Annotated in this window: 13 protein-coding genes and 1 pseudogene; 7 read left to right on the top strand and 7 right to left on the bottom strand. The window is 69.5% G+C overall.

What is annotated here, in order from left to right; all coding sequences use genetic code 11:
- The first annotated feature begins 112 nt into the window (after nucleotides 1–112).
- The 3 genes and pseudogenes from ACIOWN_RS01675 (at nucleotide 113) to ACIOWN_RS01685 (ending at nucleotide 1,615) form a co-directional block, all read left to right on the top strand.
- On the top strand, nucleotides 113–760 hold the full coding sequence (locus ACIOWN_RS01675; RefSeq protein ID WP_401979738.1) for a hypothetical protein: 648 nt from the start codon (nucleotides 113–115) through the stop codon (nucleotides 758–760).
- Between the two features lie 296 nt (nucleotides 761–1,056).
- Nucleotides 1,057–1,143: pseudogene (locus tag ACIOWN_RS01680) on the top strand (glutamine synthetase); the annotation flags it as partial.
- A gap of 166 nt (nucleotides 1,144–1,309) precedes the next feature.
- Nucleotides 1,310–1,615, top strand: coding sequence for a hypothetical protein (locus ACIOWN_RS01685; RefSeq protein WP_362347698.1), 306 nt, complete (start codon nucleotides 1,310–1,312; stop codon nucleotides 1,613–1,615).
- Between the two features lie 304 nt (nucleotides 1,616–1,919).
- Here the strand turns inward: ACIOWN_RS01685 and ACIOWN_RS01690 are convergent, their stop codons facing one another.
- The 3 genes from ACIOWN_RS01690 to ACIOWN_RS01700 all read right to left on the bottom strand — a co-directional run bounded on the left by ACIOWN_RS01690 (nucleotide 1,920) and on the right by ACIOWN_RS01700 (nucleotide 6,337).
- Complete coding sequence (locus ACIOWN_RS01690; protein ID WP_401979741.1) at nucleotides 1,920–2,753, bottom strand: tat (twin-arginine translocation) pathway signal sequence; 834 nt, start codon at nucleotides 2,751–2,753, stop codon at nucleotides 1,920–1,922.
- A gap of 310 nt (nucleotides 2,754–3,063) precedes the next feature.
- Nucleotides 3,064–5,133 carry a PA14 domain-containing protein gene (locus ACIOWN_RS01695; RefSeq protein ID WP_401979744.1) on the bottom strand — a complete coding sequence of 690 codons (2,070 nt, stop codon included), beginning with the start codon at nucleotides 5,131–5,133 and terminating at the stop codon, nucleotides 3,064–3,066.
- A 226-nt stretch (nucleotides 5,134–5,359) separates the two neighbouring features.
- Nucleotides 5,360–6,337 (bottom strand): SPFH domain-containing protein, encoded by a 978-nt coding sequence (locus tag ACIOWN_RS01700; RefSeq protein ID WP_362347704.1) that lies wholly within the window; start codon nucleotides 6,335–6,337, stop codon nucleotides 5,360–5,362.
- Nucleotides 6,338–6,930: 593 nt separating this feature from the next.
- Between ACIOWN_RS01700 and ACIOWN_RS01705 the strand changes: the two genes are divergently transcribed.
- Entirely contained in the window at nucleotides 6,931–7,260 is a 330-nt protein-coding gene (locus tag ACIOWN_RS01705) for a hypothetical protein (RefSeq protein ID WP_401979746.1), read from the top strand.
- Between the two features lie 21 nt (nucleotides 7,261–7,281).
- Here the strand turns inward: ACIOWN_RS01705 and ACIOWN_RS01710 are convergent, their stop codons facing one another.
- Nucleotides 7,282–7,491: a DUF397 domain-containing protein gene (locus ACIOWN_RS01710; RefSeq protein WP_362347708.1), complete on the bottom strand. Its 210-nt coding sequence runs from the start codon at nucleotides 7,489–7,491 to the stop codon at nucleotides 7,282–7,284.
- The gene (locus ACIOWN_RS01715) at nucleotides 7,488–8,363 is read right to left on the bottom strand and encodes a helix-turn-helix transcriptional regulator (RefSeq protein WP_362347710.1); all 876 of its coding nucleotides are present in this window, start codon (nucleotides 8,361–8,363) and stop codon (nucleotides 7,488–7,490) included. The genes ACIOWN_RS01710 and ACIOWN_RS01715 overlap by 4 nt, the downstream gene beginning before the upstream one ends.
- Nucleotides 8,364–8,518: 155 nt before the next feature.
- Between ACIOWN_RS01715 and ACIOWN_RS01720 the strand changes: the two genes are divergently transcribed.
- Both ACIOWN_RS01720 and ACIOWN_RS01725 read left to right on the top strand, forming a co-directional pair.
- Nucleotides 8,519–8,767, top strand: coding sequence for a hypothetical protein (locus tag ACIOWN_RS01720; protein ID WP_362347712.1), 249 nt, complete (start codon nucleotides 8,519–8,521; stop codon nucleotides 8,765–8,767).
- A gap of 113 nt (nucleotides 8,768–8,880) precedes the next feature.
- Nucleotides 8,881–11,877 (top strand): bifunctional [glutamine synthetase] adenylyltransferase/[glutamine synthetase]-adenylyl-L-tyrosine phosphorylase, encoded by a 2,997-nt coding sequence (locus tag ACIOWN_RS01725; RefSeq protein WP_362347714.1) that lies wholly within the window; start codon nucleotides 8,881–8,883, stop codon nucleotides 11,875–11,877.
- 144 nt (nucleotides 11,878–12,021) lie between these two features.
- Here ACIOWN_RS01725 and ACIOWN_RS01730 read toward each other — a convergent pair whose 3' ends face one another.
- Together ACIOWN_RS01730 and ACIOWN_RS01735 are read right to left on the bottom strand one after the other, a co-directional pair.
- Nucleotides 12,022–12,864, bottom strand: coding sequence for a phosphatase PAP2 family protein (locus ACIOWN_RS01730; RefSeq protein ID WP_362347716.1), 843 nt, complete (start codon nucleotides 12,862–12,864; stop codon nucleotides 12,022–12,024).
- 75 nt (nucleotides 12,865–12,939) lie between these two features.
- Nucleotides 12,940–13,974, bottom strand: coding sequence for a LacI family DNA-binding transcriptional regulator (locus ACIOWN_RS01735; RefSeq protein WP_401979751.1), 1,035 nt, complete (start codon nucleotides 13,972–13,974; stop codon nucleotides 12,940–12,942).
- 445 nt (nucleotides 13,975–14,419) lie between these two features.
- Here ACIOWN_RS01735 and ACIOWN_RS01740 point away from each other — a divergent pair, with 445 nt between their 5' ends.
- Complete coding sequence (locus ACIOWN_RS01740; protein ID WP_401979754.1) at nucleotides 14,420–15,691, top strand: extracellular solute-binding protein; 1,272 nt, start codon at nucleotides 14,420–14,422, stop codon at nucleotides 15,689–15,691.
- Nucleotides 15,692–15,788 lie beyond the last annotated feature (97 nt).

The raw sequence follows: 15,788 nt of genomic DNA on the forward strand, positions 1-15,788 counted from the left end.
AAGTGGTCTCACTCGGGCCCCGAGCAGACCTCGGGAGTAGGCCCCGGGCACCCCGGCTGCGAATGCACACAATCGCCTACACCGCGCATGGCTCCGATGCTTGGATGCCCGCATGAGTCAACTGGGGGTAGCGCTTGTCAGTGCAGGATCCGCGCTCAGCGGCGCGACCATCGCAGGCCTGTTCACGTTACTCAAGGGTCGGCAAGAGTCCAGAGAGCGCTCTGCCGACAGGGAGGAGCAACGCCGACAGCGCCGGTTGGACGCCCGACGTACCGCGTACATGGCCTTCCTTAAGGAGTTCTCTCTGACGACGGATGCGTGCCAAAGGATGCTCGACACCAACGCCCCGGCGGAGACTGAGACCTGGGAAACCATCGGAAGCGGGGTTGCGGACTCCTTTGGCCGACTGTTCCAGGCAAAGCTTGAGGTGGAGATGGTAGGGCCACCAGTCATGGCAGCGCAGGCTGAACGCGTACTGGAACAGGTCACGACGCTCATCGAAGAGTGTGAAGAGGCCTACGCGCAATATGACAGGTACGTCAGGGAGCGCGGCGACGCTGATCCCGTGCCACTTCACGAGTTGGTCGAGTACACGCCTCGACTGGTCAACAGGCTGAACGTGCAGCGTGACCGCTTCGTGGGTGCAGCCCGAGTGCAACTCGACGGGGACGTTAATGAGGTCCCAACGGAGGTGCTAAGTGGCTATCTCGGCGCCCTAGGTGCTTTCGGAAACCAGTCAGATGGCCCCCAGAGCGGTTGATTGGCTGCACTGGCTTTGGCGGTGGAAGCCCATCGGGAAGGGCTCAACATCATGCGGTGGGCCTGCGGCCGCGCTTCCCCCAGGTGTCCCCCACGGAAGGCCTGGCTCCTCGTTTCCGCAGGTTAGAGGGGGCAGGTTGGGCCCGCTGTAAATCTGCCGGGTCGCCCTGCGGGGCCGTCTGTGGGCCGTCGAAGGGCGGCCCACAGCGACCAACGACGACCAACGGCGACCCCTCGGGCTACTGGTCTGTACTGGGCTGGCCTTGATCGCGCGAGGTCGCTCCCGCCCCGCGCCTCTTCCTCCGCAACAAGCGCGCGGAGTGGCACGAGTACCGCTCGGAGGTCACGGCGTTCGAACTGAAGAAGCACCTGCCGGTGCTGTAGGCGCAGGTCAGGGCGGGTTTCCCGCCCGTTCGGCGGAGGGGGCCGATGATCGTGAACCGTCGGCCCCGCAGCGTCCAACCGCCCCTGGGCAGCCGCTCGACCCGCGGTCGGCGAGGGCGGATCCGATGCGGCGCATGGCGCTCCTTGCAGTGACAGGATCGGTGCTATGGGCACCGAGACGGACTGGGTGTACCGGGTGTTCGAGCCGCACGGCTCGGAGGGATGGCGCCCCTACGGCAGCGACCCCGAACGGTGGCGGGGCACGATCACCGCCGACGATTCGAGCGAGGGCCCCCAGTACGCCCTTTCCCTCGTCGTCGCCGACCTGATGACCGAGTGGAAGGTGCGCGGTCTTCACCGGGCGAAGCACGTTCGGGTCTACCTCTGGCGCGACGAGGAGGGCGAGCAGGAGGACGCCGACGCCATCGTGGAGGTCCGGCCGAGCATCCACGCTGAGTTACCGGCTGGGTGAGCTCGATTTCACTACCGCACCCTCGGCCCTGGACACGGTGGGCCGTGCGCTCGCAACCGATCCGGAGACCTTCACCAACAGGTTGCGGGATGCGGGGGTGCTCGCCTCTGCGGGGGCTTCCGTGGTGGGCGCCCTCAATTCGATCGCGCACTGGTTGGGGCCGTCGGCAGCGAGTGTAGAGACTGCTTCCCCCGGGCGTCCCCCGACAGCGTCAGCTTCAGGGGAAACTCCGGGCTGCAGGGGGTGAACGGAGCCCGCTGTAAATCCGCTGGGTCGCACGCGTCGGGCTGTCCGTGGGCGTGTCTCACCACCCGCCGGCGAAGAAGTCGGCGAGCGCTTGGGGTGAGTGTGCCGCGGTAGTGGTGTTCGCGTAGGCGATGACGAGCACAACGGCCGCCAGGAGCGCTGAGGCGGTAGCGCCGAATACCGCAGCGCGCCTCGACCGGGCGTCGGGCGACGTCCTGAGGCGCCTCCACAGCACGACACTCGCGCCGGCCATCGCGAGCGCGACCACGGCGGCCATTGCGGCCAGTACCGAGTGGTAGCGGGCGAAGTCACTGATCATGACAGTCAGGGCGGGAGAGTGCCGGCCCTCCGGATAGGCGGCGATCTGCTGCTGGACTTGGCCGAGAGTCGCGGTGAGTTCGCCGTCGGCGCTGCCACTCATCAGCATGGGAAGCAGCGAGGCGAACGGAGCCGCCGCGCCCTGCAGATTGGCCAGCAGGGCCACAAGAGCGAAGAGCCCGAGGACCCCGGCGAAGAACCTGAGCAGCGCGAGGGGATACCGGCTGGTTCGCCCGTCGGCCGACTGCCGGAGATATCGGCTGAGGACGACACCGAGAGCCACAGCCACCGCGAGGAGCAGTGCGGAGACGCCGGCCTTGACGAGGTGGAAACGGAACCAGAAGGCGACCGTGGTGCTCAACAGGGTGGGGAAGTCCTCGCTGCTCGAACTCCAGTAGGCGACGAATCCGCGGCGGAAGGAATCGCCGACGTTCGCGGTGTTGACGGAACTCCGGGCCAGCGCGTTGGGCGCGAGGAAGAAGGCGATGAGGACCGCTCCAGCCAGAGCGGACAGAAGGCCGATCTGCCGCCGTGGCGTGGCGGTGAGGCGGGACCGGATGTCGAAGCGGTTCATGGAGGGCTTTCGGTTCGTCGGGGGCGGCGCCTTGTCGCTCAGGCCGGGGGTCTGAATCCCCGGAACGGGAAGCTACCGTGGGGCGACCGGCCGGTCTCTGGAGCCAGCCTCCGGCTACGGGGTGGGGCTGACTCCACTGAGGAGGGACTACCGGCCGACTCCCGCCCCCACGATCTCGTCGTACAGCGGCGCGGTCTTGTTCCAGCGTCGTCGTGATCTCGCCGCGGAGTTCAAGAAGGTCCAGGGCAAGGAAGGACCAGGCACGTGTGCGAAGGGTCCCGGAGATGTTCTCCGGGACCCTCCGCAGTGCTTAATCGGACCGCTGAGGAGCCAGGGCGGCCCAGGCGTCGCCGGGGGCGGATTCGGTGCCGTCGGCGTGGAGCGCCGTCACCCAGTAGAAGTGCGTGGTGCCGACGGTGGCCGTGGTGTCGGTGTACGACAGGCCGGTGACCGGGTCCGCGGTCAGCGGCTCGTACGCGGCGGTGGCCCGGTTCCAGCGGTAGACCCGGTATCCCGTGATGTCCGTCGGGTCGTAAGCGGGGGACGGGTTCCAGTCGAGCTGGACCGTGCCGGCGGCGGGACCGGCCTTGGCCTCGGCGGAGACCAGCCGGCCGGACGGCGTCTCCGCGGTGGGCCGCAGGTCGTGCTCGGTGACGGTGGTGTGCGCCGTTCTGTAGGGGTCGCCGGCCAAGGTGTGGATGGAGTTGTTCGAGGTGTCCACCGCGTCCACGAAGTACGTGAGGGTCTCGCCGTCCTGGAGGTTCTCCGTGTCGACGAAACGGGTCGTTCCCGGCTCGGTCCGTCCCACCCAGGTGAGCTCGGTGCCGTCCTCCTTCGTGCTCTTCCGGAAGACGGTGTACTGGGCGAGGTCGGCGGCCGGGCTGTCCTCCCAGTCCAGGACCGTGCCGTACTCGGTGGCGGTGGCCGTGAGCCCGGTGACGGCCGGCGGGGCGGTGCTGTCACGGTAGGAGCGCAAGTGGGTGGCGGACGGCCCCGACTCCCGCCCGAGTGCGTCGACGGTGGTCACCCAGTACACGTAGTAGCTGTCGGACGGGCTCGGGGTGACCGTGGTGTCGGTGCAGGCGTACGTGTGGCGGGTGCCGTACGCGGTGTCGGTGAGCGTCGGGGCGCAGGGCACCACCCGGGAGTCGACGACGTCGAACGTGCCGGTCGCTTCGTTGAAGCGGTGCTCCTCGCGGTGGACCCGGAACTCCGTCGGTGCGTACGGCGACACGTCCCAGGACAGGTCGACGCCGCCACCGTCCTCCGGCCGGTTCTGCGACCTGTTGAAGTAGGGCACGGCGAGCGGCCGGGTGAACGACACCACCGACGAGTACCCGGTGTTGCCCGCCAGGTCGGTCGCCGCGACCTTGTAGTAGGAGGTCTCCCCGTACGGGGCGGTTTCATCGGTCGCCGAGTTGCCCAGATTGCTCTGTACCACCGTGAACGGCCCGTCGGGCGAACTGGACCTCAGCAGCTCGTACTTCAGCAATCCCTCGTCGGACATCCACCCGAGGGTCACCCACGTCAGGGAGTCCTCGCCGAAGACCTTCAGATCACGGACGGTCGGCGCCAGCCGGTCCACTGTGATGACGCGCTGGTCGGCAGTGCCGGTGGACTCGTTGCCCGCCTTGTCGTAGGCGCGGAACTCGTAGTAGAAGGTCGCGCCCGACTTCGGGAGGGAGGTGTCGGTGTACGACGTGGAAGTGGTCGTCGCCAGTGGCTGGCGGGGGAAGGAGTCGCCGTTGCCACGTCGGTAGATCCGGTATCCGGCGAGGTCCATCTCCTTGTTCTTCACCCAGGTGAGCTTCGCCTTGCCGGTGGCCTGGTCGTACGACACCGAAGTCCCGGTCGGCACCAGCGGCTTGACCTTGTCGACGGTGGCGGCGGTGCGCGGCGCGTACGTGAACTTGACCTTGGCGCTGCCGGTCCAGTTGACGTAGTCGACGCGGAGGGTGTGCTTGCCGGAGGGGATGGTGACGTTGACGCTCTTGGAGACGGTCTTCGAGACGTCCTTCCAGAGGTCGATCTTGCGGACGCCGTCGAGATGGACGCGGATGCCGTCCAGCCCCGAGGCGTTGAAGGAGAAGGGGCCGCCGGAGCCGAAGTCGCGGGTCACGCTCCAGCGGACGCCGAAGTTGTCCTTCGGGAGGCCGGTCACGGGGGCGCCGCTCCAGCTCTCGTCGACGGCCGAGTCGCAGTCGGTCTTCTTCGGCGTACCGGAGAACTTGGTGTTCGCGTAGAACTGCCGCTTGAACACCGGGGAGGTGCAGGTGGTCGCGGCGGAGGCGGGCACCGTGGCCATGGTGAGCAGGCCGCCGGCGGTGGCGAGCACGACGGCGGTCGCGGCCGCGGTGGTCGTGCGTCTGGCTGGGTTCATGAAGATCATGACTTGCGAGGAGCGGAGACGGTTGTACCACCGGCCCGCACGGACACCCGGCGGGCACCGTCGTCTCGGTACAGCCAGACGGATCCGTGTCGGCCATGCGCGTTCCGCCGGAGGGCCGATTTTTGTGTTTTGCGGGGCAGCGCGAACACAAAACCGCCGCAGTGCCCCATGGGGCACTGCGGCGGCACTCACGGCGCGGAACAACCGCCTTCGGTGACTACGCCTTGTCAACCTGAGTCAGGCCCTGGAGGCGGCGCAGCGAGCTCTGCATACCCTCGACGCTTCCGTCGAGGAAGATCACGTTGCCGTCGCCCTCCTTCGCGGACTCGCGAATCGTCTCCGTCCACATCGTGAAGGCCAGCAGGCCAGGGTCGACCCCGTGATCCGTCAGGGTCTGCGCGGACTCGGACAGGCCCTTCGCCAGCTCCATACGGAACTGCGCCAGACCCTCACCGCGCAGTCGTGCGGCCTCCGCCTCGTTCTGCGCGGCGATCCGGATCGCGGCACCGTTCGCCTCCGCCTCCTTCGTCCGCGTGATCAGCAGCGCCTGACCCTCGAACTCGGCGGCCGACTGCGCGTTCTTCGCCGCCACCACACGAGACATCGACGCCATGACCTCGGCGTCGAAGGTGATGTCGTTCACCGTCAGGTCGACCAGGGTGTAACCCCACGAAGCGAGCTGCTCGTCCAGGGTCGACTTCGCGTGCGAGACGATTTCCGACCGCAGGCCCAGAACCTCAGCCTGCTTCTTCGTCGACACGAACTCCCGCACACTCGCCTCGACGGCGCTGGTCATCGCCATGTGGAACGAATTGTCGTTGATGAACTTGAAGGCCACGAGCTGCACGGTCTCCGGGGAATGGTCGGAGACCGTGAAGATGATCGTCGACGTGAAGTGGACCGCGGCCTGGTCGCCCGTGATGGCGGAGAACTGCAGACGGGAGGTCTGGTTCTGAACAGGCACCTTGCGATGGATGCGTTCGAAAATCGGGATGATGAGGTTCAGGCCAGGGTTCAGGACCCGGCGGTACTTCCCGAACAGGGTGACGACTGCGACATGCGCCTGGTCGACAGTGCGTATGGAACTGAAGAGCAGTACGAGCACTATGACGCCGGCGGCAACCAGCGCGACAAGAAGAGACACAAGAAGACCTTTGGATCGGGCGAAACTGACGAAGTGCGCGGCGTGCGCCATACGAAGGGCGGCAGTAGAGCGCGTACCTGAGCGGCGACGGAGACCTCGGAAGACAGGCCGCCCTGCCGATTTCCGGGAACACGACCCCCAGCGGCCTGCACCAACACTGCCTTCTCATACCCGGAAGGGGCCGGTGCTGTCCAGCCGAGCCTCTAGGCTGTCGTCGCCCGCCTCACCCTCGCCGCGTCAAGACCCTCTGTCGCCGATGAACTTCGACAAGCTCCCCGCCGGCCTGGTCGACCTCACCAAGACCGCGGCGATATCCCTGGAGAAGAACAACCTGACGGGGCAGCGAGCGGCCGTCTACCTGGTCCTCGACCGGTCCCGCCGGACTGGCTTGCCAAGGCACGCGAGGCTGAGATCCTGCAGTGACCATGCTGGTAAGCCCGCATACACCTGCCGCTCACCTCAACACTGCGCCATGCGCAGCCAGCAAACACTTCGGTGCGGTGAGCTGCGGCCAGGGCGACATCGATCGCCTCCGTCAGCCCGATGCCCTTGCCTCCCCTCCATGTACTGCGTGGTGCTGCAACCTTCCTCGGGTGACATGGTCCCGAAGGCATTCGGCGTGGGCCAGTGTGCAGGGAGGAACCATGAGGCTCTATGTCGTCATACCTTGTGTTCTGGTGGCGTTGCTCTTCGCCGCCTCCGGCGTAGCGGGGATCACGCGTGGCTGGGTGCTCCCCGTGAACCGGCATCGAGTCCGCCGCGTTCGCCTCTATGGCTGGGGCCAGTTGGTGGCTGCCGTCGCGCTGTGCCGGCAGATGCTCTTCTCGACGGTGCTCAGCGATCCTGACACGCTCGACCCCCACATCCGGGAGTGGGGGTTCCTGTCCGGCGGCGCGCTCCTGCTGACCGGCCTCATCCTGATGGGGGTGAGCCAGCGCGCGAGGGGTGCTCGACAGGGCACCGGCACGCCCTAGCTGTGCTGTCCCGGGACGGGGTCAGCTCCCGCCCGCGAAGCTCACGAAGTCCGTCCAGGCGGCTGGCGCGAGGGTGAGGCGGGGGCCTCGGGGGTTCTTGGAGTCCCGGACATGGACGGTGGCGGGGGTCGTGGCGACTTCTACGCAGTCGTTGCCGTCCCCGCTGCTGCTGTAGCTGCTCTTGAACCAGGCCGGTCCCGAGGCAGGCCGGGTTCGGGGGGTGCGGATCATGACTCTCCAAGCATTCGCTCGATGAAGGCCCGCGACTCCCGGGGGGTGAAGGCCTGGGCCCGGATCATGCCATAGCGCAGTTCGAGGATCCTCAGCTGCTTGGGATCGGTCACCGGCCGCCCGCTGAACGCGCCTTCGGAGCGTCCAACGGCACTGCCGTCGGGGAACTTCAGCACCTCGATCAGCCCGCCCGTCCCGAAGTGGTCCTGGCTGTCGGTCAACAGCACCTGGATCGACACGTTGCGCAACTCACCCAGTTCCAGAAGGCGTTCGAGTTGCCCGCGCCACACCATTCTGCCCCCGACCGGGCGGCGGAGCGTCACCTCTTCCTGGACGAAGCTGAGGGTCGGCGCCGGTGACCTCTCGAAGATCGCGCGCCGCGCCAGACGTGCGGCTGCCATGCGCTCGGTCTCCTCCTCCGAGTAGGCCGGGAGCCATACGTCGAACAGAGCACGCATGTGGTCCTCGGTCTGCAGGAGGCCGTGGACGTTGTGGTTGCTGTACAGCCCGATCTCGACCGCCTGGGACTCCAGCTTGGCCAGGTCCCGGACCTTCTTCGGGTACCGGACCCGCTTCACGTCCTCCTTCATCGCCGAAAGCAGCCCGCCCGCGCCCAGCACCTCGTCCGCCTTGTCCAGGTACTCGGGCCGGGGGATCCGCTTCCCGCCCTCGATCTTGTAGACGAGATCCTCGCCGTACCCGACCGCCGTCGCGAACTCGCCGGCCCGCATCCCCGCCGCCTCCCGCCGCAGCCTCAGCTGCCGCCCCACGGTGGCGACGACCGCGATGCCCCAGTCGTCGTCCGGGTCCACCTCCCACCCCGGCTCGTCCGCCTCGCTCCTGAGCCGTACCGCCTCACCGTCCACCGACATCCGGACCCCTCCGTCGTACGCGTCGTATCGCGATGTGCCTGACGGTAGACACGGCGGCCACTCTGAGTGATGTGAACAGGTCGGCCGACACACCTACGGGTGACACGGTCTGCGGGCGCGGCCAAGTGTGTTGCCGCTGGTGCATCACCGGCACCATGTCCCCATGTCCCCATGGCACTGAAGCGCAGCGCATCCATGCCCGCGTCGACGACAGCGACCTACTCCTGATCAAGGAGGCCGCCGCCCGTCTGGGTGTGTCGGAGGCGGAGATGATCCGCGAAGGCATCCACCGCATCGCGTTGGCGCACCGTGGCTGGGACACCCCCTTCGTGTCCGATGAGGAGACCTACGATCTCGGCGCTCCCGCGGAGAAGGACGAGACCAGCGCCGCAGAGACGCGGTGACGCGAGGGAACCGCACGCCTTCAGGGCGCCGGGGTGGGGTCGCCGTCAGGGCCCCCGTCCCCGAGTCCGGATAGGCTCTGGCCAGGACGGGCTGGATCCGACGGGAGGCCGGGATGACGGCGCCGGGGCGCAGGAGCAGTACCTTCACGCGGCTGCTGCGGCACGGCTTCATCCATGCCACGGACGCCGAGCGGCTGCTGGACGGTCCGGACCTCGCGCCGCTCAGGGACGATCCGGTGCTGCTGGAGGCGCTGGGCGCCACCGCCGACCCCGACCTCGCGCTGGCCGGTCTGGTCCGGCTCCTTGAGGCGCAGCCGGAGTCCAAGGCCCGCCGCGAGCTGCTCGACACCCTGATAGCGGCCAAGCCGCTGCGCGACCGGCTGCTCGGGGTGCTCGGCGCCTCCGCCGCCCTCGGCGACCACCTCGCCCGGCACGCCGGCGACTGGCGGGCGCTGGTCACCTACGAGCCGCGCGACCTGCACCCGGGGGTCGAGGAGTTCGAGCAGGGGCTGGCCGAGGCCGGCGACCCGGTCGCGCTGCGCGTCGCCTACCGGCGCTGCCTGCTGTCCATCGCCGCCCGCGACGTGTGCGGCACCACCGATGTCGCCGAGACCGCCGCCGAGCTCGCCGACCTCGCCACCGCCACCCTGCGCGCCGCGCTCCGGATCGCGCGGGCCGCCGCGCCCGAGGACGACGCGCTGTGCCGGCTCGCGGTGATCGCGATGGGCAAGTGCGGCGGCCACGAGCTCAACTACGTCTCCGACGTCGACGTGATCTTCGTCGGTGAGGCCGTGAACGGCGCCGACGAGGTCAAGGCCCTGCGCGCCGCGACCGCGCTCGCCTCGCACATGATGCGGATCTGCTCCGAGACGACCGTGGAGGGCTCGATCTGGCCGGTCGACGCCAACCTGCGGCCCGAGGGCCGCAACGGGCCGCTGGTGCGCACCCTCAGCAGCCATGTCGCCTACTACCAGCGGTGGGCCAAGACCTGGGAGTTCCAGGCGCTGCTCAAGGCCCGCCCGGTGGCCGGCGACCCGGAGCTCGGCGGCCAGTACATCGCCGCACTCGCCCCGATGGTCTGGCAGGCCGCCGAGCGCGAGAACTTCGTCGCCGACGTGCAGAAGATGCGCCGCCGCGTGGTCGAGACCATCCCCGTGGCCGAGGTCGAGCGCGAGCTGAAACTCGGCCCCGGCGGCCTCAGGGACGTCGAATTCGCCGTGCAGCTCCTTCAGTTGGTGCACGGGCGGACCGACCCGTCGCTGCGCAGCGGCTCCACCCTGGACGCGTTGCAGGCACTGGCCGCAGGCGGGTACGTCGGCCGCGTGGACGCCGTGCAGCTCGACGACGCCTACCGGTTCCTGCGCTCCCTGGAGCACCGCATCCAGCTGTTCCGGCTGCGGCGCACCCACCTCGTTCCCGAGGACGAGGCCGATCTGCGCCGGCTCGGACGGTCGCTCGGGCTGCGCAGCGACCCGATCACCGAGCTGACCCGCGAGTGGAAACGGCACACCAGCGTCGTACGCCGGCTGCACGAGAAGCTGTTCTACCGGCCGTTGCTCGACGCGGTCGCCCAACTCGCGCCGGGCGAGGCCAGGTTGAGGCCGGACGCGGCGCGGGAGCGGCTGGTCGCGCTCGGGTACGCCGACCCGGCCGCCGCGCTGCGGCACCTGGAGGCGCTGGCGTCCGGCGTCACCAGGAAGTCGGCCATCCAGCGGACCCTGCTGCCCGTGCTGCTGGGATGGTTCGCGGACTCCGCCGACCCGGACGCCGGGCTGCTGAACTTCCGCAAGGTGTCGGACGCGCTCGGCAAGACCCCCTGGTATCTGCGGCTGCTGCGGGACGAGGGGGCCGCCGCCGAGAACCTCGCCCGGGTGCTGTCGGCCGGGCGGCTCGCGCCCGACCTGCTGATGCGCGCACCCGAGGCCGTGGCCCTGCTGGGCGACGGCGACGCGGGCGGCCTCGGACCGCGCGGGCGCGCCCAGCTCGAGCAGGAGGTCCTCGCCGCCGTCCGCCGCGCCGAGACCGCCGAGCAGGGGGTCACGGCGGCGCGCGGCGTGCGGCGGCGGGAGCTGTTCCGTACGGCCGCCGCCGACATCGTCGGCTCCTACGGCACCGAGACCCGGCCCGCCGAGGCCGACCAGGGCGCGCTCGTGGACCGGGTGGGCGGCGCGGTGTCCGACCTGACGGCGGCGACGCTGGCCGGCACCCTGCGGGCGGTCGTGCGCAAGGGCTGGGGGGACACCCTGCCGACCCGGTTCGCGATCATCGGCATGGGACGCTTCGGCGGGCACGAGCTGGGCTACGGCTCGGACGCGGACGTGCTGTTCGTGCACGAGCCGTGGGAGGGCGCCGACGAGCGGGAGGCCGCCGAGGCCGCGGCCAAGGTGGTCGCCGAGATGCGCCGGCTGCTCCAGGTCCCGAGCGCGGATCCGCCGCTGCTGGTCGACGCGGATCTGCGGCCCGAGGGGAAGTCCGGGCCGCTGGTGCGCACGCTCAAGTCGTACGAGGCGTACTACCGGCGGTGGTCGCTGGTGTGGGAGTCGCAGGCGCTGCTGCGGGCCGAGCCGGTGGCCGGGGACGAGGACCTGGGGCGGCGGTTCGTCGAGCTGATCGATCCGCTGCGGTATCCGCGCGGCGGGCTGCGCGAGGACGCGGTACGGGAGATCCGGCGGCTGAAGGCCCGGATGGAGTCCGAGCGGCTGCCGCGCGGCGCCGATCCCAAGCTGCACACCAAACTGGGTCCGGGCGGGCTCTCCGACGTGGAGTGGACCGTGCAGCTGCTCCAGATGCGGCACGCGGCGGGGGAGGCGTCGCTGCGGACCACGCGCACGCGTGAGGCGCTGGCGGCGGCGCGGGAGGCGGGCCTTGTGTCCCCGGAGGACGCCTCGACGCTCGACGAGGCGTGGGTGCTGGCCACCCGGGTGCGCAACGCGGTGATGCTGGTCCGGGGGCGGGCCGGGGACACGTTCCCCACCGAGTCCCGGGAGCTGGCCGCGGTGGGGCGGTACCTGGGCTACGGGCCGGGGCACGCGGGCGACATGCTCGACGCGTACCGGCGGACGGCCCGCCGGGCCCGGTCGGTCATGGAGGAGCTGTTCTACGGCGCGTGAAGCGGCCGCTCAGGGAAGCAGCCGTGCAGTGAAGCAGCCGTGCAGTGAAGCGGCCGTGCAGTGAAGCGGCCGCAGTGGGACGGCGGCCGTTCAGCGAGACGGCCGTTCGGCGCAACGGCGGCCCGGTGACACCACCGCGGGCGCCTACGCCTCCGTCGGCCGCAGCGCCGGCGTCAGTCGCGGCAGCGCGTGCGGCAGCGCCCCGTACCAGACGCGGACCGCCGTGAAGCCGAAGGAGAGGCACAGGACGCCGCCCACCGCGTCGAGCCAGAAGTGGTTGGCGGTGGCGACGATGACGACCAGGGTGGCCACGGGGTAGAGCAGCCCGAGGACGCGCAGCCACGGGACCGCGCTCAGGGCGAAGACGGTCAGCCCGCACCACAGGGACCAGCCGATGTGCATGGACGGCATCGCGGCGTACTGGTTGGACATGTTCTTCAGGTCGCCCGAGGCCATGGAACCCCAGGTGTGGTGCACCTGGACCGTGTCCACGAAGCGGCCGCCGGTCATCAGGCGCGGGGGCGCCAGCGGGTACACGTAGTAGCCGAGCAGGGCCACGCCCGTCGTCACGAACAGCGTGAGCCGGGCCGCCGCGTAGCGGCCGGGGTGCGTGCGGTAGAGCCACACCAGGACGCCGATGGTGACCATGAAGTGCAGCGTCGCGTAGTAGTAGTTCATGCCGATGATCAGCCAAGTCACCGAGTTCGCGGCGTGGTTGACCGCGTGTTCGACGGCGATGCCGAGCCGGTGCTCGGCGGTCCAGATCCAGTCCGCGTTGCGCAGCGCCTGGGCCTTCTGCTCCGGGACCGCGTTGCGGATCAGCGAGTACGTCCAGTAACTCACCGCGATCAGCAGGATCTCGAACCACAGCCGCGGGTGGCGGGGTGTGCGCAGCCGCTCCAGGGCGGTGGGGCGCCGCTCGTCCGTGACGAGGTGTGGAACGGCCTTTTCCCGGCCTTCCCGGCGTGTCACGGTCGAGTCACCCATAGGCACAGAGTCTGCCAGAAAAGCGTTCGTCCACCGATCATCCCCCGGTCGGGTTCCGTTCGCATGTTCTCCGCCTCAGGGGCGAGGGCGGTCCCCGGGGGCCGAAGCGGTCGAGCCGCGCACCACCAGCTCCGGCATGAAGACGAACTCGCTGTGCGGCGCGGGCGTCCCGCCGATCTCCTCCAGCAGCGTGCGCACCGCGGCCTGGCCCATCGCCGGCACCGGCTTGCGTATGGTCGTCAGGGGCGGGTCGGTGAAGGCGATCAGCGGGGAGTCGTCGAAGCCCACCACGGAGACGTCCCGGGGGACCTCCAGACCGCGCTGCCGGGCCGCGCGGATGGCGCCGAGCGCCATCATGTCGCTGGCGCAGACGATCGCCGTGCAGTCCCGTTCGATGAGCGCGGTGGCCGCGGCCTGGCCGCCCTCCAGGGTGTAGAGGGAGTGCTGGACCAGCTCCGACTCGACGACGTCCGCGGCCAGGCCGAGCTGGTCCCGCATGGCGCGGACGAAGCCCTCGATCTTGCGCTGCACCGGGACGAAGCGCTTCGGACCGAGGGCCAGGCCGATGCGGGTGTGCCCCAGGGAGGCGAGGTGGGTGACCGCCAGGGTCATCGCCGCCCGGTCGTCGGGGGAGATGAACGGCGCCTGCACCTTGGGGGAGAAGCCGTCCACGAGGACGTAGGGCACGCCCTGGGCGCGCAGGCGCTCGTAGCGCTCCATGTCGGCCGTGGTGTCCGCGTGCAGACCGGAGACGTAGATGATCCCGGCGACCCCGCGGTCCACCAGCATCTCGGTCAGCTCGTCCTCCGTGGACCCGCCGGGGGTCTGGGTGGCGAGCACCGGGGTGTATCCCTGCCGGGTCAGCGTCTGGCCGATGACCTGCGCCAGCGCCGGGAAGATCGGGTTCTCCAGCTCCGGGGTGATCAGTCCCACCAGGCCCTCGCTGCGCTGCCGCAGCCGCACCGGGCGTTCGTAGCCGAGGACGTCGAGGGCGGCCAGCACGGACTGGCGGGTCGTGGCGGCGACGCCGGGCTTCCCGTTCAGGACGCGGCTGACGGTCGCTTCGCTCACCCCCGCCTGGGCGGCGATGTCGGCAAGCCGTGTGGTCACGTGACCGGACTGTACCGGTCGTCCCCCGCCCTGCCCACCGATGGGGCGCCTGGCGCGAGCCGTTGAACGGCCCGCTGCGGGCTGCTGCGTCATCGCGATCCCTCGTGTTCGGTCGGCGTCCGGTCGACGTCCGGGTCTCGGCGTCCGGTCCGCAACGGGATGATTCCTCCCCCGCCACTGTCTGGCAAGGGCTTGCAGAGTCTTGCACAAGTGTCCGACGGGCCGCCTGTCCGCGTGAAATCGGGGCCGTAGGACCCGCAGGGGCGGGTCACGAAGTGGTAACTGACGCGGTGTCTTGCACTTTTTTTCTGCAAGGTCTTTCGCCAGGCTTGCAACGCTGTTACGTTTCCGGTCGCCCGGCGGCGGCAATGGCGCGGTCGGAAAGTCGGCAGGGCGGCGGACGGGGCCGTTACCTGTTCACGGGCTTAACCCTCAAGGAGAACTCATGCGGCGTGGCATAGCGGCCACCGCGCTGGTGGCGTCCCTCGCCCTCACGGCGACGGCGTGCGGCGGGAGCGACAACGGCGACAAGTCGGACGGTCCGGTGACCATCACCTGGTGGGACACCTCCAACGCCACCAACGAGGCACCGACGTACCAGGCCCTGGTCAAGCAGTTCGAAGCGGCCAACAAGGACATCAAGGTCAAGTACGTCAACGTCCAGTTCGACCAGGCCCAGAACAAGTTCGACACGGCCGCCGGCTCCAAGGGCGCCCCGGACGTGCTGCGCTCCGAGGTCGGCTGGACCCCGGCCTTCGCCAAGAAGGGCTACTTCGTGCCGCTGGACGGCACCGAGGCCCTCGCCGACCAGGACAAGTTCCAGCCCAGCCTGGTCACGCAGGCCCAGTACGAGGGCAAGACCTACGGCGTCCCCTTCGTCACCGACACCCTGGCCCTGGTCTACAACAAGGCCCTGTTCAAGAAGGCCGGCATCGCCGAGGCCCCCAAGACCTGGGACGAGCTGAAGTCCGCCGCCGCCAAGATCAAGGACAAGACCGGCGTCGACGGCTACTGGGGCTCCACCCAGGCCTACTACGCCCAGAGCTTCCTCTACGGCGAGGGCACCAACACCGTCGACGCCGACGCCAAGAAGATCACGATGAACTCGGCGCCCGCCAAGAAGGCCTACGGCACCTGGCTCGGCCTGTTCGACGGCAAGGGCCTGCACAAGGCCGACACCACCGCCGACGCCTACGCCCACATCCAGGACGCGTTCGTCAACGGCAAGGTCGCCGCGATCATCCAGGGTCCCTGGGAGATCACGAACTTCTACAAGGGCTCCGCGTTCACGGAGAAGTCCAACCTGGGCATCGCCACCGTCCCGGCCGGCTCCTCCGGCAAGGCGGGCGCCCCGACCGGCGGACACAACCTCTCGGTCTACGCCGGCTCGGACAAGGCCCACCAGGACGCGGCCCTGAAGTTCGTGAACTTCATGACCTCGGCGAAGTCCCAGGAGGCCATCGCGCTGAAGAACTCCACGCTCCCCACCCGCGACGACGCCTACACCGACGAGGTCAAGGCCGACCCCGGCATCGCGGGCTACCAGGGCGTCCTGCCCGCCGCCCAGCCGCGCCCGGCGCTGCCCGAGTACGGCTCCCTGTGGGGCCCGCTCGACACCGAGCTGCCCAAGATCGCAGCCGGCAAGGAGTCCCTGGACAAGGGCCTGAGCAACGCGGAAATCGCGATCGCCAAGCTGGTCCCCGACTTCAGCAAGTGAGCCGTCGTGGCCGTCGGAGTGCTCCCGTGAAGGGGAGGACTCCGACGGCCACCGGCCTGTGCCCAGCCCAACTCCCTGATCTTGCAAAAGGTGTCGA

Origin of the sequence: Streptomyces sp. NPDC087787 (assembly GCF_044743035.1) — a bacterium.
Lineage (GTDB): Bacteria > Actinomycetota > Actinomycetes > Streptomycetales > Streptomycetaceae > Streptomyces.